This window comes from Aeromicrobium panaciterrae (assembly GCF_031457275.1).
Taxonomy (GTDB): domain Bacteria; phylum Actinomycetota; class Actinomycetes; order Propionibacteriales; family Nocardioidaceae; genus Aeromicrobium; species Aeromicrobium panaciterrae_A.
Window position 1 is genome coordinate 661,675 of sequence record NZ_JAVDWH010000001.1, and the last position, 17,464, is coordinate 679,138.

General features: G+C 64.9%; 20 protein-coding genes. 9 read left to right on the forward strand and 11 right to left on the reverse strand.

Annotated elements, in window-relative coordinates; all coding sequences use genetic code 11:
* Positions 1-1,389, forward strand: a complete 1,389-nt coding sequence (locus J2X11_RS03300; RefSeq protein WP_309966748.1) for a DEAD/DEAH box helicase — start codon at positions 1-3, stop codon at positions 1,387-1,389.
* Between the two features lie 92 nt (positions 1,390-1,481).
* Here J2X11_RS03300 and J2X11_RS03305 read toward each other — a convergent pair whose 3' ends face one another.
* The gene (locus J2X11_RS03305) at positions 1,482-2,219 is read right to left on the reverse strand and encodes an SRPBCC domain-containing protein (protein ID WP_309966751.1); all 738 of its coding nucleotides are present in this window, start codon (positions 2,217-2,219) and stop codon (positions 1,482-1,484) included.
* A complete protein-coding gene (locus tag J2X11_RS03310; protein ID WP_309966753.1) occupies positions 2,216-2,536 on the reverse strand; it encodes an ArsR/SmtB family transcription factor in 321 nt (106 codons plus the stop codon). The genes J2X11_RS03305 and J2X11_RS03310 overlap by 4 nt, the downstream gene beginning before the upstream one ends.
* A gap of 73 nt (positions 2,537-2,609) precedes the next feature.
* Between J2X11_RS03310 and J2X11_RS03315 the strand changes: the two genes are divergently transcribed.
* The 3 genes from J2X11_RS03315 to J2X11_RS03325 are packed head-to-tail and all read left to right on the forward strand — an operon-like array spanning position 2,610 to position 5,238.
* Positions 2,610-3,830: an Nramp family divalent metal transporter gene (locus tag J2X11_RS03315; RefSeq protein WP_309966755.1), complete on the forward strand. Its 1,221-nt coding sequence runs from the start codon at positions 2,610-2,612 to the stop codon at positions 3,828-3,830.
* Positions 3,831-3,882: 52 nt separating this feature from the next.
* Positions 3,883-4,338: a hypothetical protein gene (locus J2X11_RS03320; RefSeq protein ID WP_309966757.1), complete on the forward strand. Its 456-nt coding sequence runs from the start codon at positions 3,883-3,885 to the stop codon at positions 4,336-4,338.
* Between the two features lie 39 nt (positions 4,339-4,377).
* The gene (locus tag J2X11_RS03325; RefSeq protein WP_309966758.1) at positions 4,378-5,238 is read left to right on the forward strand and encodes an Fpg/Nei family DNA glycosylase; all 861 of its coding nucleotides are present in this window, start codon (positions 4,378-4,380) and stop codon (positions 5,236-5,238) included.
* A gap of 1 nt (position 5,239) precedes the next feature.
* On the opposite strand, the gene J2X11_RS03330 is transcribed toward J2X11_RS03325, so the two are convergent.
* Both J2X11_RS03330 and J2X11_RS03335 read right to left on the reverse strand, forming a co-directional pair.
* Positions 5,240-6,067 carry a DMT family transporter gene (locus tag J2X11_RS03330; protein WP_309966760.1) on the reverse strand — a complete coding sequence of 276 codons (828 nt, stop codon included), beginning with the start codon at positions 6,065-6,067 and terminating at the stop codon, positions 5,240-5,242.
* A 19-nt stretch (positions 6,068-6,086) separates the two neighbouring features.
* Positions 6,087-6,542, reverse strand: coding sequence for a hypothetical protein (locus tag J2X11_RS03335; protein WP_309966762.1), 456 nt, complete (start codon positions 6,540-6,542; stop codon positions 6,087-6,089).
* A gap of 39 nt (positions 6,543-6,581) precedes the next feature.
* Here J2X11_RS03335 and J2X11_RS03340 point away from each other — a divergent pair, with 39 nt between their 5' ends.
* Entirely contained in the window at positions 6,582-7,214 is a 633-nt protein-coding gene (locus J2X11_RS03340) for a hypothetical protein (RefSeq protein ID WP_309966764.1), read from the forward strand.
* Here the strand turns inward: J2X11_RS03340 and J2X11_RS03345 are convergent.
* From J2X11_RS03345 to J2X11_RS03355, 3 genes are read right to left on the reverse strand one after another with little or no spacing between them, the layout of a single operon-like run.
* Positions 7,211-7,795 (reverse strand): TetR/AcrR family transcriptional regulator, encoded by a 585-nt coding sequence (locus J2X11_RS03345; protein ID WP_309966766.1) that lies wholly within the window; start codon positions 7,793-7,795, stop codon positions 7,211-7,213. The genes J2X11_RS03340 and J2X11_RS03345 overlap by 4 nt on opposite strands.
* Complete coding sequence (locus J2X11_RS03350) at positions 7,792-8,520, reverse strand: ABC transporter permease (RefSeq protein WP_309966769.1); 729 nt, start codon at positions 8,518-8,520, stop codon at positions 7,792-7,794. The genes J2X11_RS03345 and J2X11_RS03350 overlap by 4 nt, the downstream gene beginning before the upstream one ends.
* Positions 8,517-9,233, reverse strand: a complete 717-nt coding sequence (locus J2X11_RS03355) for an ABC transporter ATP-binding protein (protein ID WP_309966771.1) — start codon at positions 9,231-9,233, stop codon at positions 8,517-8,519. Before J2X11_RS03355 ends, J2X11_RS03350 begins: the two co-directional genes overlap by 4 nt.
* A gap of 84 nt (positions 9,234-9,317) precedes the next feature.
* Between J2X11_RS03355 and J2X11_RS03360 the strand changes: the two genes are divergently transcribed.
* The 4 genes from J2X11_RS03360 to J2X11_RS03375 all read left to right on the forward strand — a co-directional run bounded on the left by J2X11_RS03360 (position 9,318) and on the right by J2X11_RS03375 (position 13,305).
* Positions 9,318-10,028, forward strand: coding sequence for a hypothetical protein (locus J2X11_RS03360; RefSeq protein WP_309966773.1), 711 nt, complete (start codon positions 9,318-9,320; stop codon positions 10,026-10,028).
* Positions 10,029-10,062: 34 nt separating this feature from the next.
* Positions 10,063-12,321 carry a phosphoribosylformylglycinamidine synthase subunit PurL gene (purL, locus tag J2X11_RS03365; RefSeq protein WP_309966774.1) on the forward strand — a complete coding sequence of 753 codons (2,259 nt, stop codon included), beginning with the start codon at positions 10,063-10,065 and terminating at the stop codon, positions 12,319-12,321.
* Positions 12,288-12,674, forward strand: coding sequence for a sterol carrier family protein (locus J2X11_RS03370; protein ID WP_309966776.1), 387 nt, complete (start codon positions 12,288-12,290; stop codon positions 12,672-12,674). Before purL ends, J2X11_RS03370 begins: the two co-directional genes overlap by 34 nt.
* Positions 12,675-12,762: 88 nt before the next feature.
* A complete protein-coding gene (locus J2X11_RS03375; RefSeq protein ID WP_309966779.1) occupies positions 12,763-13,305 on the forward strand; it encodes a hypothetical protein in 543 nt (180 codons plus the stop codon).
* Here J2X11_RS03375 and J2X11_RS03380 read toward each other — a convergent pair.
* From J2X11_RS03380 to J2X11_RS03395, 4 genes are read right to left on the reverse strand one after another with little or no spacing between them, the layout of a single operon-like run.
* Positions 13,302-14,621: a glycoside hydrolase domain-containing protein gene (locus J2X11_RS03380; RefSeq protein ID WP_309966782.1), complete on the reverse strand. Its 1,320-nt coding sequence runs from the start codon at positions 14,619-14,621 to the stop codon at positions 13,302-13,304. The two genes, J2X11_RS03375 and J2X11_RS03380, sit on opposite strands and share 4 nt — an antisense overlap.
* 39 nt (positions 14,622-14,660) lie before the next feature.
* On the reverse strand, positions 14,661-16,226 hold the full coding sequence (locus J2X11_RS03385; RefSeq protein ID WP_309966784.1) for a long-chain-fatty-acid--CoA ligase: 1,566 nt from the start codon (positions 16,224-16,226) through the stop codon (positions 14,661-14,663).
* A gap of 48 nt (positions 16,227-16,274) precedes the next feature.
* A complete protein-coding gene (locus tag J2X11_RS03390; RefSeq protein ID WP_309966786.1) occupies positions 16,275-16,724 on the reverse strand; it encodes an SRPBCC family protein in 450 nt (149 codons plus the stop codon).
* A gap of 37 nt (positions 16,725-16,761) precedes the next feature.
* The gene (locus J2X11_RS03395) at positions 16,762-17,451 is read right to left on the reverse strand and encodes a ZIP family metal transporter (RefSeq protein ID WP_309966788.1); all 690 of its coding nucleotides are present in this window, start codon (positions 17,449-17,451) and stop codon (positions 16,762-16,764) included.
* Between the last annotated feature and the right edge of the window lie 13 nt (positions 17,452-17,464).

Here is a 17,464-nt window from a genome sequence, read left to right on the forward strand (position 1 = left end):
GTGAGCAACAACGCCGTCAGCCCTGCGCTGACTACCTTCTCTTCCCTGAACCTGCCCGCGTCGATCGTGTCGACGCTGGCTCGCCAGGACATCGTCAACCCCAGCCCGGTCCAGTCCGCGGTGATCCCCGACGCGCTCGCGGGTCGCAACGTGCTTGGCCGGGCCCGCACGGGATCCGGCAAGACGCTGGCCTTCGGCCTTCCCGTCCTCGTCCGCCTCGCTGGTCGTACGAGCCGCTCCAAGGCTCCCCGCGCACTGATCCTGCTGCCCACGCGTGAGCTGGCCACCCAGGTGCGCTCGGCCATGGAGCCTCTCGCCCAGAAGATGGGCCTTCGCCTCACCACCGTCTACGGCGGTGTCCCGATCAACAAGCAGATCACGACCCTGCGCAACGGCGTCGACGTCGTCATCGCCACGCCGGGCCGCCTGACCGACCTGCTTGATCGTCGCTGCATCTCGCTCGACGACATTGAGGTGACCGTTCTCGATGAGGCCGATCACCTGTGCGACCTCGGCTTCTTCAAGCCGATCGACGCGATCCTCGCCAAGACGCCTCCCAACAGCCAGCGACTGCTGCTGTCGGCGACGCTCGACGGTGACGTCAACAAGCTCGTCAAGCGCCACCTGCCGCAGCACGTCCTCCACGAGGTTGACTCGGCTGACAGCCACGTCGACACGATGGAGCACCACGTCCTCGTCAGCGCTGCGACTGAGAAGTCCAAGACGGCGTTCGACCTGCTCCGCGCCAACCCGCGCAGCATCGTCTTCACCCGTACGCGTCGCGGTGCCATGCGCCTCGCGAAGCAGCTCACGATGAACGGCATCGAAGCCGTCGACATGCACGGTGACCTTTCGCAGCGTCACCGTGAGCGCAACCTCGCCGCCTTCAGCAGCGGCAAGGCCAGCGTCATCGTCGCCACCGACGTCGCCGCTCGCGGCATCCACGTCGATGGCATCGGCCTGGTCGTCCACTACGACGCGCCTGCCGAGCACAAGGCATACCAGCACCGTTCGGGCCGTACGGCTCGTGCGGGTGAGTCCGGAGCAGTCGTCACGATGACGACACCCGAAGCCCTGCGCGATGTCATGGCTCTGCAGAACAAGGCGGGCGTCACAGCTCGTCACCACGAAGCTCGTACGGCCCCGTCTCCCATGACGGTCGCCAACCTGTCGGGCGCCGGTACGGATGCTCCGCATCCGTCGTCGGTCCGCGCCGGTGCGCGTACTGCCACCAACAACGGTGGCGGTCAGAACCGCGGCGGCGGTCGCCCGCAGGGCGGATTCCGCGGCAACGGTGGCGGTCGTCCCAGTGGCAACGGCAACGGCCAGCGCCGTCGCGGCGGATCCGGTGGATCCTCCGGCGGACGCAACCGCAGCTACGCCAGCTAGACCTCAGCAACATGAAGACGCCACCTCCTCGGAGGTGGCGTTCTTCGGGCGAGGCGGAGTGGGTTCATGAAGCTCTACGCCGACACCGCCGGCTACCCGCCTGGGACCATCACGTTCCACGGCCGTACGCGAAGCACCAGAAGGTCGCCCCTGACGGCACCGTCGTCGTGTGCCGCCTCGACGTAGCGCGCTGCGTCGGCGGCAGGCACTTTGATGATCGTCTGGCCGACACCGGGATCGTCGGGCAGTGGACCGGCGGCAATCAGTACGCCCTTGTCCTTCATACTCCCGACGAACGCAAGGTGCTCGGCAAACAGGGGATGGCCGAACACCGGCCCAGCGACGACGTTGCCCGGTCGGTGCTCGAGCACCAGCCATACGTCTTGGTTGTCCGTTTCGCCGGCAGGTACCGAGTCACGGAAACCGGCAAGTACGGTCGGCCACCCGTTGCGGTATTCGTCGCGCGCATCTGCGGGCTCGTCGAAGATCTCCCAGCCTGAGTGCGTGAGTCGTACGAGGGTGCGACCGTCTGCGATCGGCACGAAGTCGACGGCAACCGTGCTGGCCGACTCAGGCCCGCGGCCCGGGTGCCAGGTGAAGCTCAGGTTGCCGGGAGGGTTGGACTCCAGGATTCGACCCCACACATTGCTCTCGCCGCTGGAAGCGGTCTCGACGATCTGATCGTCGATCCAGGCGACCGTATTGTCCTTTTGGTACACCGAGTGACGACTGAGCGGCCACCACTCGCCGATGCGGTCAGTCCACGCGGCATAGGCGACGTCTGCTGATGCCGAGACGATGACATTGCGTACGACGGGCGCAATGGTCATGTGCGTTCTCCGTTCTCGACGTGCTTCACGAACTCCGAGAGGACGTCATCCCAGGTCTTGGCGATCCACACTTGCAGCGGTGCGAGGCCGCCGGGTGCAAGGGCATACAGATTGCGCGTGCCGATGCTGGTGTGCTCGACGATGCCTGCTGACTCGAGCACTTTGAGGTGCTTGCTGACCGCAGGACGGCCGATCGGCAGGCGATCCGCGAGCTCGCCGACGGGCAGCGCGCCGTTGCCGAGGGTCTCGGCGATGCGTCGACGCATGGGGTCGCCCATCGCGTCGAATGCGGCTTCGCTTCTGGCTTGGTTGCTCATGAGTAACGGTTACTCTAGAGCAACCAATAGCCGATGTCCACACTGATTTCACCGCCAACTAGGCTCGGTGACCATGGTTTCCAGGACTCCGGTGGTGCGACGCGTCACCCTGCTGGGTCCGGCATTCATTGCGGCGGTCGCGTATGTCGACCCGGGCAATGTCGCGACGAACGTGACTGCGGGTTCGGAGTTCGGCTACACCCTCGTGTGGGTCGTCGTGATGGCAAATGTCATGGCTGTACTGGTGCAATACCTGTCGGCGAAGCTCGGTATGGTCACCGGCAAGTCGCTGGCAACCCACGTCGGTGAACAGCTGTCGCGAGCTCCACGCCTGGCGTACTGGCTGCAGGCAGAAGCCATCGCGATCGCGACTGATCTCGCTGAAGTGGTCGGTGGCGCGATCGCCCTCAACCTGTTGTTCGATTTGCCGCTCGTGGTCGGCGCGATCATCACCGCAGCCGTGGCCATGGTCATCCTCCGGATCGGCGACCTTCGCGGTCAGAGCGCACTCGAGCGAGTCATCGTCGGCTTCCTGGCGCTGATCGCGGTCGGCTTCCTTGCAGGCTTGTTCGTCAACGCACCGGAGCCGGGACCGCTCGCCAAGGGCCTCATTCCGACCTTCGACGGCGCGGACAGCGTCCTGCTTGCTTCGGGCATCATCGGCGCGACGGTCATGCCGCACGTCATCTACCTGCACTCCAGCCTCACGATCACCCGCCTTGGGCGCCGCGGTGAGGGGCTCACGGTTCGTCAGCTGCTGTCGGCGACACGTACCGACGTGGTGCTGGCCCTCATCCTCGCCGGTCTGCTGAACCTCTCGCTGCTCGTTGTCGCGGCGGCCAGCCTCAACGGCCTGCCCGGAACCGACACTCTTCAGGGCGTTCACAACGTGGTGACCTCAGAGCTCGGCGCCGGAGTCGCCCTGCTGTTCGCGGTAGCGCTGCTCGGCTCGGGTCTCGCCTCGACCTCCGTCGGCAGTGCCGCCGGAGCAGAGGTCATGAACGGGCTCCTTGGCATCAAGTTGCCACTGCTCGTACGTCGTGTGGTCACGTTGATCCCGGCGCTCGTCGTACTCGCCATTGGCGCCGAGCCCAGTCGCGCTTTGGTGATCTCGCAGGTGATCCTGTCGATCGGCATCCCATTCGCCCTGATCCCGTTGGTTCTGCTGACTGCGCGTACCGAGGTGATGGGCGAGTACGTCAATCGCCGGCTCACGACTGCAGCCGCATGCCTCGTTGCAGCGATTGTGATTGCGCTGAACGTCGCGCTGCTCTGGCTGACATTCACTGGCTGACTTGGTTGAAATCCCTACCCGCGGCGAGGCTCCTGCGCGGTAGCGTTCGACGATGATCCGCACGCTCTCTGCCTTGGTCCTGCTAGTCGGCTTTGTCGCGGCCTGCGACAGCGACGAAACTCCGAAGGCCGAGGAGACCGCGAGCGCGACGGCAACCACGGTCACTCCCACGTCGACACCGACTCCGACGCCGACTCCGACACCAACCCCGACACCCGCGCCGCCTACGTCGGCGGCTCCGAAGCCCAAGCCCGCCGTCACAGCCTGTCTGAAGATCTGGAAGACCGGAGCCGTGCTGCCGGTTACGTACAACGGATGCCCCGAAGCCGCTGGAGAAAGCTCGTGGGAAGTCGAAGAGTGCTACTCCGGTGGCAAGTACGCGACCTTCTGGTCAGCGAATGGGGCGACCCGCTACGCCGCGAAGTTGGGCGGCCCGATCTACAAGAAGGTCTCCGCAGCTGGCGACGACGACTACGGGTACGTGCTCGGGGAATGCAGCAACGACTGAAGACTTCAGAACTTCGGCCACTGGCACGATGATTGGGTCATGCCCGAGTTGCCTGAGGTCAATGGACTGATCGAGTTCCTGCGTGCCGAGGCAGTGGGTTCGGTCGTAGTCGGTGTCGAGCTGGCGTCGTTCTCGGTGCTCAAGACTTTTGATCCCCCGGTGACCTCACTGCCGGGACTGACGATCACCGACGTCACTCGGCACGGCAAGTTCATCGATATCGACGTCGACGGCATCCACATCGTGGTGCACCTCGCCAAGGCAGGCTGGCTGCGCTGGTCAGACAAGCTCCCGGACACCAAGCTCAAGCTCGGCGCCAGCAACATCGCCGCCCGCGTGCGGCTCGACAAAGGCGATGGACCGACCGTCGGCTTCGACGTGACGGAGGCCGGCACGCGCAAGGGTCTCGCGATGTACGTCGTACGGTCGCCGTCCGATGTCCCAGGCATCGCGGCTCTCGGTCCGGATCCGCTCGAGCCAGGGTTCGAGCTCCGCCCGCTTCTCGGCCGCAAAATGCAGGTGAAGCGCTTGCTGCGGGATCAGAAGATCATCGCCGGTGTCGGCAACGCATACAGCGACGAGATCCTGCACGCTGCGAAACTCTCACCGTTCGCCATCGCGGACAGCCTTGATGAGGACGAGATCGTACGGCTTGAAGCCGCTCTTCACGACGTGCTCTCGGAGGCGGTGGAGGAGGCTCGCGGGAAGCCGGCGTCCGACCTCAAGGACGACAAGCGCACACGGATGCGCGTGCACGGACGCACCGGCGAGGCGTGCCCCGTGTGCGGTGACGCGGTGCGCGAGGTCTCGTACGCAACGTCATCGCTGCAGTACTGCGCGACGTGTCAGACCGGTGGCAAGCCGCTCAAAGATCGGTCGACGAGCAAGTTCCTCAAGTGAGTTAGCCGGCCGCGACCAGGGCGACCGCCAGAACCGCGAAGACCAGGCCGACTCCTTGCCAGCCGTGGATCTTCTCGCGCAGCAGTACCGCGGCGAGCAGCACCGTGCTGGCCGGGTAGAGCGACGAGATCACGGATACGACTGAGAGCAGTCCGTGGTGCGTGGCATAGAGGAACGCCCCCTGTGCGGTGGCACCGAGTGGCCCCATAGTCACGGCCTTCCAGGAACCGCGATCGCGCGGAACCCATCCCTGTCGAAGGATCGTCGCCATCACGATGACGGCGAGCACTGACGTCACCTGCGACGCCGCGAGCGGGTAGAGACCAGCGTCGTCGCCGACCTGGCCGAGGAAGACGAAGAGCGCACCGAACCCGACACCGGCCAGGATGCCGTCGACGACTCCGCCGCGATGTGCGGGGTTGTCGTCGACGACTCGAGAGATCAGTGCGATGGCGGGGAATGCGCAGATGATGCCGAACACCGCGAGCTGGGATGGCCGATCGCCGGTGCCAAGCCCGACGGCGACGGGCAGCAACGCCGTGCCGATCGCCGAAAGTGGAGCGACGACTCCCATACGGGCCGTTGCCAGACCGCGGTAGAGGAACACGACACCGAACCCACCGCCCAGCCCGGCCAATGCGCCGAAGGCGATGTCACGGCTGGTGGGCGACCCACTGATGAACAGAGCAGCGATCAGGCTGAAGAAGCCAGACGACGTCTGTCCGACGACCGCGACCTGCCAGGGCGATGCCTTCTTGGCGAAGATGCCGCCGAGGAAGTCCGAGATGCCATATGCCAACGCCGAGATCAGCGAGAAGACAATGGCCACGTCAGAAGACTACGACGCACTACTCCTTGCGTGAGCGCGCGCGTACGGCAACCACGATCAGCAGAAGAATGGCGGCAGCTGCCAGCGTCCACTTGATCGCGCCGACTGTGGTCATCAGGTCAACGTCGCCATTCGTGAGCGAGTCGGACTTGATGTTGAGGAACACCAGGACGTTCTCGATCTCGTCAGCGAGAGATGCGCCGATGGCCAGCAACGTGCCGAGGAGGGCGACCCCACCTGACGCGAGCTTGTTGAATGCGAAGACACCCAGCACTCCGTACGAGAGGGCGAAGATCATGTCGCAGATGTTGGCCGTCAGAGCGAGGCTTTCGTCATCGCCGAGCGTGCTGGCGAAGTCCTTGGCGTCCGACGACATTTGCAAGGTGTTGTAGTCCAAGAAGAAGGCAAAGATCGCCAATCCGGCCACGCCGCCAACTAGGAAAATAAGCTTCCACTTCGATGCAAGAAGTTCCATGCGCCGCAGACTACTTGGGAGCCTCCCTAAAATGGCGACATGAAGCTTCGGCAGGTCAAATCACTCGGCGGGCGAGCCAACACCGCCGTGGGGGACCTGGCGGCGAAGGTTGACGATCAGACCGGTGAGGCTGCAAAGAAGGCGGCCAGAGTCATCGTGCTGGCGGTCACCCTCCTCCGCATCCCAACCGCGCTCCTGATGATCCTGCCGATCCCGTTCATCCTCACGACGATCGTGCTGGGACTACTGGCTGATGGCGGCATCCGGTGGGTGCTGCTGCCTGCGGGTCTGGCGATGCTGGTCGTAACGTCCGCTTTCTGGGGGCGGCGCCGGCGGATCCTTCAAGCCGTCGAGGAGCCGGACAAGTTGGCGACTGAACTCGGCATCATGATCAGCCTGACCGACAAGGTCGAGGAGACCCGCGGGGCGATCACGAGCATCGCCGGAGCCGGCGGATGGCGCATCTTCGAGCGGCTGAAGAGTGTCTGGTCCGGTGTGGCAATGACCGGTCGTTGGATCGAGGGCATCGGTGACCTGCCCCGGGCGCGCTACTTCGGCCCGCCCAAGATCGGCACCACGGTCACCGTCGCAGTCGCCGCGCTCTGGCTGATCCCGATCTCCGTGGTGGTCGCCGTGCTCTCGGTGATCGGCTCGATCGCCGGCTCGATCTAACCGATCAGCTGCTGCATCGGCGCGGCATACAGGCGTACGACGTCGTCGATCGGCGCGTCTGCGAGCGGTTCCATGCGCACGACATAACGCATCGTCGCCATGCCGATCAGCTGTCCGGCGATCAGGTTGGCCCGGAGCTCGCGGTCGTCACCCTCGAGCACGCCCAGCAACGAGGTGATGAGTACGTTTCGGGCCAGCTGGATCATCGGCGCCTGCCCGTCCCCGGATCCCAGCGTCGTACGGATCATCGCGCTGAACGCGTCGCGGTGCGGATCCCAGGCGCTGAGGAACGTACGCAACAGGCGTTCGGCCATGCCGTCCGGTCCGCCCTCGACCACCGATGCGATCTTTTCCACCGGGTTGACCGGCAGCTGCATTGTCGCGACGAGCAACCGCGCCTTGTCGCCGAAGTAGTGGCTGATCAGGCTCGCATCGACGCCCGCGTCGGCCGCGATCGACCGCATCGATGCCCCGGCGAAACCCTTGGCCGCGAACTGCGTACGTGCCGCGTCGAGGATCGCTTGCTTGGTGTCGCCGGCAGATTCGGCGCTCGGTCGACCGCGTCGGCGTGGAGCCGTCACGGGGTGCGACGCCTCAGCGTCAGGGAGGCGAGAGCGATCGCTACGGCGCAGCAACCCACGAGGATGCCGAGATTGCGGCTGAGGGTGCTGGACCAGACGTCGCTGTGGGCGAGCTCAGAGAACGAGTCGGTGGCGTAGCTCAACGGCAGGACGTCGGAGATCCAGTTGAGCACCTTCGGCAATGAGTCTCGAGGTGCGAGGAGACCGCACAGCAGGATCTGCGGCACGACCACGAGAGGCATGAACTCGACGGCCTGGAACTCCGTACGTGCGAAGGCTGACATCAGCAGACCCAGGGCGGTACCGAGTACGGCATCAACCACGGCGAACAGGATGATCGCCCACGGTGTCTGCACGTTGAGATCGAGGAGCCAGATCGCCACCGCTGAGCTGACCAAGGCCTGGGCGAGCGCGGCGATCCCGAAGGCGATGGCGTAGCCGCCGATCAGCTCGCCCCGCTTGAGAGGAGTGGTCAGCAACCGCTCGAGGGTGCCCGACGTACGTTCGCGGACCATCGTCACCGAGGTCACGAGGAACATGACGATGAAGGGGAAGAGGCCGAGCATCTGTGGGCCGACCCGGTCGAAGATCCCCGGTTGCCCGTCGTAGATGTACTTGAACAACGTCAACAGGACCGATGGCAGCAGGACCATCAAAGCGATGCTGCGGGGATCGTGGCTGAGCTGATGGAGGACGCGCCTCGCCGTCGCCAAAGTACGCGTCATGCCACGTCCCTTTCCGCGAGTACGAGGAACGCTTCTTCGAGATCGTTCGTTCCAGCCTGCGCACGAAGCTCGTCGGGTGTGGCGTCGGCGATGAGCACTCCGTCGCGCATCAGCAGTACCCGGTCGCAACGGCCAGCCTCGTCCATCACGTGGCTTGAGACGAGCAGAGTCTTGCCGTCTTCTGCGAGCCCCCGGAACATTCCCCACAGATCGCGGCGGAGAACTGGATCGAGGCCCACGGTCGGCTCGTCGAGAAGGTAGAGCTCGGGATCCGCCAGCAATGCGGCAGCCAGCGAGACGCGGATGCGTTCGCCGCCGGAGAGGACACCGGTCAACGTGTCGGCTCGAGACGTGAGCCCGACGTCGGCGATGGTCGAGGTGATCGCTCCGCCGTCCTTGCCGGCGAGGGAGCTGAAGTACGCGAGATTCTGGCGCACCGTGAGGTCGGGATAGACCGAGCTCGCCTGCGTGACGTAGCCGACTCGGGCGCGGTTGCGGGCGGTGCCGGCCGGCTCGCCGAGCACGGTGACGCCGCCGCTGGCGACGATCTGGATGCCGGCAATGGCGCGAATCAGCGTCGTCTTGCCGCTTCCGCTCGGACCGAGGAGTCCGGTGACCGATCCCGTGGGGACCGACAGGTCGAGACCGGGGAGAACTGTCTTGCCACCCCGGATGACCGTGAGGTTCGAGACCTCGATGGCATTATTCAACATACGTTGAATATAAGTCGGCCGGGTGTTCTCGTCAACTGAGGGCTTATGCGACATCGGCGATGTCATCGTCATACGCTGTGGGGCATGGACCTTCGCGAATTCGCCTTCCTTCCCGTACGTGTTGCGGTTGCCGGCACCCAGGCAACTCTGGCTCTCGGCCAACTCGCGTCACCGAACGGACCGATCCTGCGCGAAGGCGGCTACGCCAACCGACTCGGCGCGCTCCTCGGCGAGAACGGACTGCTCGACCAGCTCAGCAAGCTGCTGGCTGATGAGCGTGGGCCCGTCGGTCTGGCCCGTACGCTGGCCGACCTCACCGCCGAAGACCGTCCGATCGGCAAGGCTCTTGCCCGCGACGGACTCCTGGATCGCATGGCTGACGAGGACGGTCCCTTCGTACGACTCCTCGAGACCGGCGGTCCGCTGGACCGAGCTCTGGGCGAGGACGGGCCGCTCTATCGACTGCTGGCGCCCGGCGGTCCGCTCGACCGATTCCTGGCCGAAGAGGGCGCGATCGATCGCGTACTCGCAGAGGGCGGACTGCTCGAGCAGCTGCTTGCCGAGGACGGAATCCTCGAGAAGTTGCTTGCTCCCGGCGGCACTCTCGACCAGCTGATCGACCTTGGTACGACCTTCGATGCGATCGTTCCAAGGCTTGAAGCGCTGGGCAATGCCATCCCCAACCTCAACACTGCGGTCAACATTCTGAGTGGCGCAGTCGAGCCGCTCAGCTCGCTGGCAGGCCGACTCCCGGGCGGGCGCCGACGTACGCCGGCACTCGAAGGATCCGAGTGAGGGCTGTGCGCTGAGCCACCGATAGGATCGGGGTGTGACCGAAGCCCCCCGCCTGGACACCGTCGACGTAGCAACAGCCACCCCCGACAAGCCCCAGCCGTGGGCTGAGCTTGGTCTCAAGTCGGACGAGTACGACAGCATCCGCGAGATCCTCGGTCGCCGACCCACGGGCGCCGAGCTGGCGATGTACTCCGTGATGTGGAGCGAGCACTGCTCCTACAAGTCGTCCAAGGTGCACCTCAAGAAGTTCGGCGACCTGCCGCAGGAGACTCCGCTCGGCAAGACCCTTGCTGGCATCGGTGAGAACGCCGGCGTCATCGACATCGGCCAGGGCTATGCCGTCACGTTCAAGGTCGAGTCGCACAACCACCCTTCATACGTCGAGCCCTACCAAGGTGCGGCGACCGGAGTCGGTGGCATCGTCCGCGACATCCTTGCGATGGGTGCCCGACCGATTGCCGTCATGGATCCGCTGCGCTTCGGCCCGCTCGACGCTGAGGACACCCGCCGCGTCATGCCCGGCATCGTCGCTGGCGTCGGTGGCTACGGCAACTGCCTCGGCCTGCCCAACATCGGTGGCGAGGTTGTCTTCGACGAGTCCTACCTCGGCAACCCACTCGTCAACGCTCTCTGCGTCGGCGTACTCCGTCACGAAGACCTGCACCTCGCGTTCGCGAGCGGCGTCGGCAACAAGGTCGTCCTGTACGGCGCTCGTACGGGCGGCGACGGTATTGGCGGCGTCTCCGTACTCGCCTCTGAGACGTTTGACGCCGATGGTCCGGCGAAGCGTCCCAGCGTCCAGGTCGGCGACCCGTTCATGGAGAAGCTGCTGATCGAGTGCACCCTCGAGCTGTTCAAGGCCGAGGTCGTCAACGGCATCCAGGACCTCGGCGGCGCCGGACTCTCATGCGCTACCAGCGAACTCGCGTCGGCGGGCAGCGGCGGAATGCACGTCGAGCTCGACACGGTTCCCCTGCGCGACTCGACCCTCTCGCCCGAAGAGATCCTGATGAGCGAATCACAGGAACGCATGATGGCGGTCGTCGAGCCCAAGCACCTCGACGAGTTCATGGCGATCTGCGCCAAGTGGGATGTCGAAGCTGTCGTCGTCGGCGAGGTCACCGATGGTGATCACCTCGTGATCGATTGGCACGGCCAGACCGTCGTCGACGTGCCGCCGCGATCAGTGGCCCACGATGGTCCGACCTACAACCGCCCGTACGCCCGCCCGTACTGGCAGGACGCGCTTCAGGCTGATGGCGCCGAGAGGCTGCCCCGACCGTCCACCGGCGATGAGCTGCGTGACCAGATCGTCGCGATCGTCACGTCACCCAACATGGCTGACAAGTCGTGGATCACCGATCAGTACGACCGCTACGTACAGGGCAACACTGTGCTGGCCCAGCCGGAGGACGCGGGCGTCATTCGTATCGACGCCGAGACCAACCTTGGCGTCGCCGTGTCAACCGACTGCAACGGTCGCTTCGCGAAGCTCGATCCGTACGTTGGCGCTCAGCTCGCGCTCGCCGAGTCCTACCGCAACGTTGCGGTGACCGGCGCGCTGCCGCTGGCCGTCACGGACTGCCTCAACTTCGGTTCGCCGGAGGATCCCGATGTGATGTGGCAGTTCGAGCAGGCAACCCACGGACTCAAGGATGCGTGCGAAGTACTCGGCATCCCGGTCACCGGTGGCAACGTCTCGTTCTACAACCAGACCGGCGAAAACCCGATCCTGCCGACGCCCGTTGTCGGCATTCTCGGCGTGATCGAGGACGTACGTCAGCGCATCAAGCAGGGATTCACCGGTGACGGTTCGCACGTGCTCGTCCTCGGCGAGACCCGCGAAGAGCTTTCCGGCTCGGCATGGGCGGGAGTCGTCCACGATCACCTCGGTGGCAACCCGCCGGTCGTCGACCTCGCCGCCGAGCAGGCGCTCGCCTCGCTGATGGTCGAAGCCGCCAAGACCGGCGTCGTCGAGTCGGCCCACGACCTGTCTGATGGCGGCCTCGCGGTTGCACTCGCCGAGGCAACGTTCCGCAACGGTGTTGGCGTAAGAGTTGAGCTCGATGACCCGTTCGTCGAGCTGTTCAGCGAATCGTCGGCGCGAGCAATGGTCGTCGTCAGCGAAGAGCGGCACGAAGAGCTCGTCAGCCTCGCCGAGAAGCACGGTGTCGAGCTGGCATCGGTCGGCCGTACCGGCGGCACTTCACTCGAAGTAGTCGGACAGCTCAGCATTGATGTCAATGAGCTCCGCACCGCGTGGCAGGCAACCATTCCGGCCGCTCTGGCCTGATGGCTCGCCGCCCCGTACCCCTCGGTCGTGAGGAGTTCGCTGCGGTCTGCGCACGTCTCGACGGTGGCTCTACCGATCGCGCCGATCTCAAGGCGGCGACAATGCACCTGATCGCAGTGCTGGTGGCCAAGGCTCCCGGTAACAGCGTTGAGGTGCGGGTCCCGCCATTCGCCGCCGTGCAGTGCATCGAAGGAGCGCGGCATACCCGAGGGACGCCGCCAGCCGTTGTTGAGATGGATGCTCAGACGTGGATCGCCCTGGGACGAGGACAACTCGATTGGGCTTCTGCCACCAAACGCGCGTCTGGCGAAAGATCCGATCTCTCTCAGCTGTTTCCGCTTGACCCGGGATGACTTAGGGTGGGCTTTGCGGCAACGGACGCTCGGGGGACGGGTGGGCCAGTCGTAACGATCTAGGCCTACAGGGGACTTTGCAACTGCCATGATGCGCGACCATTCTGACGATCCGGCCCACCGCTGGTCGGCCATGCTTTCCGGCCTGATTGGCCGCCGCCGCGACGCAGTAGTCAAGGCTCTGCGCAACTCCGTCGACAGCGGTTACCCCGCGAACGCAGACGGGGTGCGGGTGCTCGTCGCGTACGCGCAGGGTCAGATCAGCGCCCGCCAGTACGTCGCCCAGATTCTTGAGACGCTCGGGTTCATCCCCGCCGCTTACGTACCCGCGTCTGCCGTACGCGCACCCGAATCGTGGCACTCGGCTCGTGACGCGGATCCGTGGCGCGCGCCGGCCCGGGTTCAAGACCCGTGGCGTGACGAGCTGTCCGCACCGACCCCGACGAGTGTGCCGGCTGATGGTGGACTCCTGGACTTTGGCGAGTCACGGATTCAGTCGAGGTGGCATCCGGAACGGAACGAGAGCACCACGGTCACGCATCCCGCTCAGACCAGTCGGCAGCAGGCCGTGCAGGCTTACATGAGTGGTCAGATCCCGATGGAAGAGTTCCTCCGCATCAGCAACGGCTAGGCAGTCCTGCCGCGCTGCAGGAGGGTCCAGACGGTCGACTCGGTCGTCGAATACCGCGGGAGGTCATTGTTTTCGCGGTACGTCTTCACGGCGGTGACCGTCTTGGGGTCATAAATGCCGTTGAGCGAAGGCTTGAGTCCGGCGGCGGTCAGGGCTCGCTGGAGGCGCCACACGGACTCACCGATTGACCCCTGCTTGAGTACGCGAGGCGTGTAGCCGTACGCAAGCAGAGCGGTCCAGGTGGGTCGGGTCGTATAGGTCTTCTTGGGCCAGTCGCGACTCTTGCGGAACGCGAGAAGCGCGTCGAGCGTGTTGGTGGTGAAGGTCCCGCTGACCGTCGCTGGGAATCCTCGCCGTGTCAGCAGGCACTGCAGTGCGGAGACAGCGGTGCCCTTCGAGCCGAGCTCGAGCTTCGGGTACGAGGAGAAGGTGATGTTCACGTCGCACGGCATGATCTTCTTGGTGGCCACAGATCCCTTGCCGACATCGAGGAAGTCCCAGTCGATGTTGACGGTGTAGCCGCCATAGGTGGCGTCCACACCGTTGTCGAACTGGTGGATGCGCTGATGGTTGTTCCAACCTGAATCGCTCAGGAAAGAGCCCCCGTCGGTGTTGGCCACCTTGTTGGTCCAGGCGATCCACATGTGGTCGGGGAAGGTGAAGCCCCTCCCGGCGATGCGAGCCTCATCGAAGGCCTTGATGGCAGCCGAGCCGCTGGAGTAGAGGCCCGACTTGTAGCCCTCATCGTGAAGGCGCTCGGTCCATGCATCGGCGAACTGAAGCACGATGTTGTCGCAGGCCGTCGTACGCGCGTACCACTCGATATCGAGGTAGGAGACGCTTCCGGAGCCGAATCCGTACTTCTTGAGCGCAGCGATGGTCTCGTTGGCGTCAGCGACGCCCTGTGACCGCGCCGTCGACACCGTGGTCGACATCTTCTTCTTCTGGACTCTGGACTTGGGGTTGTTCTTGAAGCAGGGCGCCTGATAGCCGACGTGGATCGGGATGAACCGCCAACCGTTGTCGGCATTCTGGGCAACCCACGCCTTGCTCAAATTGGGCTGGTACGCGTCGCCGCAATAGCGAGAGTTGCCGGAGATGTAGATGCCGATCGCCGTGAACGGAGACTTGAGGTTCCACGCATCCATGACCTTCTGGTTCGGCGCGACGCACGCGTCGAAGCCGTATCCCTTGAAGTTTCCGGGCGCAGGCGGGTCAGCCGCAACGGCGGCCGTGGGCGTCATGAGAGTCGCGGCGAGGCCGACCGAAATAACGGTCAGCAGCTTCCGCGCGGTTGGGGAAGTAACCAGGCGCATCCAAAAAGGGTAACTCGCGCGAAGGATTTCGCTGGGATGTCAGACCTGTCGGTCGCTGTCAGCCCAATACGGCTTGCGCAGGTCACGCTTCAGGATCTTGCCCGACGGGTTGCGCGGCAGGGCCTCGACGATGTCAATCGACGAAGGCGCCTTGTAGCCCGCAAGGCGTTCCTTGGCGAACGCGATGAGCTCCTCCGGCTCGACAGCCTGATCCGGTTTGAACGCGACGACGGCCTTGACGGTCTCGCCCCACTTGTCGTGCGGAACGCCGATGATCGCGACTTCCGCGACGCTGGGATGCTCCGCGAGTACGCGCTCAACTTCGGGCGAGTAGACGTTCTCGCCGCCTGTGATGATCATGTCCTTCAGCCGGTCCTCGATGAACAGATAGCCGTCCTCGTCGACTCGGCCCAGGTCGCCCGTACGCACCCAGCCGTCCGGTGTGATCAGCTCGGCCGTCGCCTCAGGTTTGCCGAGGTAGCCAGCCGTTGCCTGGGGTGTGCGGAACCAGACCTCACCGGATTCGCCGACCGGCTCGTCCTTGAGGGTCGACGGGTTGACGATGCGCAGCTCGGCTTTGGCGACCGGCAGGCCGGCCGACACGAGGCGCTCCGGGTGGGACTCGTCGCGGTGCGCGGCATCGTTGAGGACGGTGATGACGCCACCGAACTCGGTCATGCCGTAGACCTGCTGGAACTCCGTGTTGGGCCAAGCCTTCATGGCCTCACGCAGGATCGGCAGCGGCATCGGAGCGGCGCCGTAGCCGAATCCCTTGAGCTTGCTGAACAGTGCCATCGCATCGGGTCCGGCTGCGATCAGTGCCGCGACGACCGCTGGCACCAGGAACACGTGGGTGCTGCCGGCCATGATGCCGCCGGCCAACTGCATCGCGTCGACCTCGCTGATGATGTAGCCGGGGATGCCGACCACTGGTCCGAGGAGTGCGTACGAGGTACCGCCCACATGGAACATCGGCATCGCGACCAGCGCCATGTCGTCGTCTTCGTACGTGGTGTCGCCGATGCCGTTGATGCTGTGCTCGACCATCGCGTGCTGGCTGAGCATCACGCCCTTGGGGCGGCCGGTTGTGCCGGAGCTGTACATCACGACGCAGATGTCATCGGGCTCAACGTCAGGCTGGCGGTCGGTCGGCGAGCCAGCTGCGAGCCAGGCTTCGTACTCGTCGTTCTCACCACCGACGACGATGACCTTCTTAACGTTCTCGAGCTTGTCGCGCACTAGGTCGAACTGCTCGAGCAGCGTGTGACCCACGAAGACGACTTCCGCGCCACAGTCGTTGATGACGTAGTCGAGCTCGTCGCCGGCCAGACGCCAGTTGACGACGGTGGTTGCCGCGCCGAGGTGGCAGCCGCCGAGGAGCACCTGGAGGACTACGGGGTTGTTCTTGTCGAGGATCGCGACTCGGTCGCCGCGTTGCACGCCGTCCGCCTTGAGGGCGCCGGCAGCGTGGCGTACGGAGTCCCAAGCCTCAGACCACGACCACGTGCGTTCGCCGAAGATCCAGCACGGCCTGTCGGGGCTGTCGCTCGCCCGGAAGGCGAGGAAGTCGGGGAGGAAAGTGGCTGGCGGAACTGTGAACGTCATGCGTGCTCCTCGGCGGTGTGACCTGGATCACGACAGCCTAGAGGACACTTAGGGCTCGAGGGTATGTGCGATGCGTTCGAGGGTCTTGCGCATGCCGACCTTCGCGGCCGGAGCCATTCGGCTGTGCTTGAGGTAGAACTTCTGCTTGTCCTGCGAGACGTCCCACGTCTCCTTGACCAGCGTGCCGCCGTCGACGGGTTCCAGTTCGTAGCGCCAGATGCGGCCACCGACCAGGCCCTTGGCGCCGGTCGTCTTCCAAGCGATACGGCGATCCTGCTCAAACTCGATGACTTCGTTCGACGTCTTGTAGCCAACGCCCATGTGCATCGACATGCCGAACTTGGTGCCGAGCTTGAGAGGGCGTGAGTCCTGGCGAGTGCCCTGGACCGTGCCAGACCCATCGATCTCGGAGTGCTTCGCCGCATCCGACAGCAGCGCGAAGATGCGGTCTGCCGGAGCGTTGATCGTACGTTCGACGGTGATCTGGTCTGAGCTCATGCGTCCATTCAACCGGTACGCACGCATCTCGGCAGGTTCAACCTCCCAGGACGAAGGCGACGAAGAAGCCGAGCGCGGTCGCGAGCCCGACCCACCAGCCGCCGTCTTTGTAGGCCTCGGGCATGAGTGTGTCGGCGAGGACGGCGATGGTGGCGCCGCCGGCGAACGCCTGGACGGTCGCGATATGGCCTGGACCGATCGAGTCACCGGCACCATTCGCAGCCACCGTCACGATCACGAGGATCACGGCAGTCGCGGCCCACAACGTCATGACTCGCTGCCAGCTACCTCCGCTTGCTTCGCGCATCTTGGCGGCGCTGCCAATCGCCTCAGGGGTGTTGCCGACCGCGATCGCGACGAGCAGGACGACCCCACCCGCCTCGCTGATAGAGACGCCCAAAGCTGTGTTCTCGGGGATGCCGTCGAGAAGAGTGCCAAGCATCAGGCCCCAGCCGACTGCGGCGGTGCCCAACTTCTTGTCAATCAGATGGTCGGCGACGACGTACGTCCCGGCGCCAGCAAGCAGAGCAAGACCGGCGTGCCACGCAGCGACGGCATGAAAAGCAGGCTCGAACAGCTCAGCCGAGGCGGCCGCAATCATCGTGCCGGCGCCGAAGGCCATCAGGGCGGCAAGGGCAGGTCGCGGGATCCTCCAGCGCAGACCAATTGCCGCGCCGATGACCAGTGGCAGCGCGGTCGCCAGTCCGTACAACAGGGCCTTCGTCACAGCACCACGCTAG

Coding starts and splice junctions, on each gene's coding strand:
- J2X11_RS03305 (WP_309966751.1), bottom strand. CDS start 2,219: ATGACCATTGCGCCCGTCGTACGCAATGTCATCGTCTCGGCATCAGCA.
- J2X11_RS03310 (WP_309966753.1), bottom strand. CDS start 2,536: ATGAGCAACCAAGCCAGAAGCGAAGCCGCATTCGACGCGATGGGCGAC.
- J2X11_RS03315 (WP_309966755.1), top strand. CDS start 2,610: ATGGTTTCCAGGACTCCGGTGGTGCGACGCGTCACCCTGCTGGGTCCG.
- J2X11_RS03320 (WP_309966757.1), top strand. CDS start 3,883: ATGATCCGCACGCTCTCTGCCTTGGTCCTGCTAGTCGGCTTTGTCGCG.
- J2X11_RS03325 (WP_309966758.1), top strand. CDS start 4,378: ATGCCCGAGTTGCCTGAGGTCAATGGACTGATCGAGTTCCTGCGTGCC.
- J2X11_RS03335 (WP_309966762.1), bottom strand. CDS start 6,542: ATGGAACTTCTTGCATCGAAGTGGAAGCTTATTTTCCTAGTTGGCGGC.
- J2X11_RS03340 (WP_309966764.1), top strand. CDS start 6,582: ATGAAGCTTCGGCAGGTCAAATCACTCGGCGGGCGAGCCAACACCGCC.
- J2X11_RS03350 (WP_309966769.1), bottom strand. CDS start 8,520: ATGACGCGTACTTTGGCGACGGCGAGGCGCGTCCTCCATCAGCTCAGC.
- J2X11_RS03355 (WP_309966771.1), bottom strand. CDS start 9,233: ATGTTGAATAATGCCATCGAGGTCTCGAACCTCACGGTCATCCGGGGT.
- J2X11_RS03360 (WP_309966773.1), top strand. CDS start 9,318: ATGGACCTTCGCGAATTCGCCTTCCTTCCCGTACGTGTTGCGGTTGCC.
- J2X11_RS03375 (WP_309966779.1), top strand. CDS start 12,763: ATGATGCGCGACCATTCTGACGATCCGGCCCACCGCTGGTCGGCCATG.
- J2X11_RS03380 (WP_309966782.1), bottom strand. CDS start 14,621: ATGCGCCTGGTTACTTCCCCAACCGCGCGGAAGCTGCTGACCGTTATT.
- J2X11_RS03385 (WP_309966784.1), bottom strand. CDS start 16,226: ATGACGTTCACAGTTCCGCCAGCCACTTTCCTCCCCGACTTCCTCGCC.
- J2X11_RS03390 (WP_309966786.1), bottom strand. CDS start 16,724: ATGAGCTCAGACCAGATCACCGTCGAACGTACGATCAACGCTCCGGCA.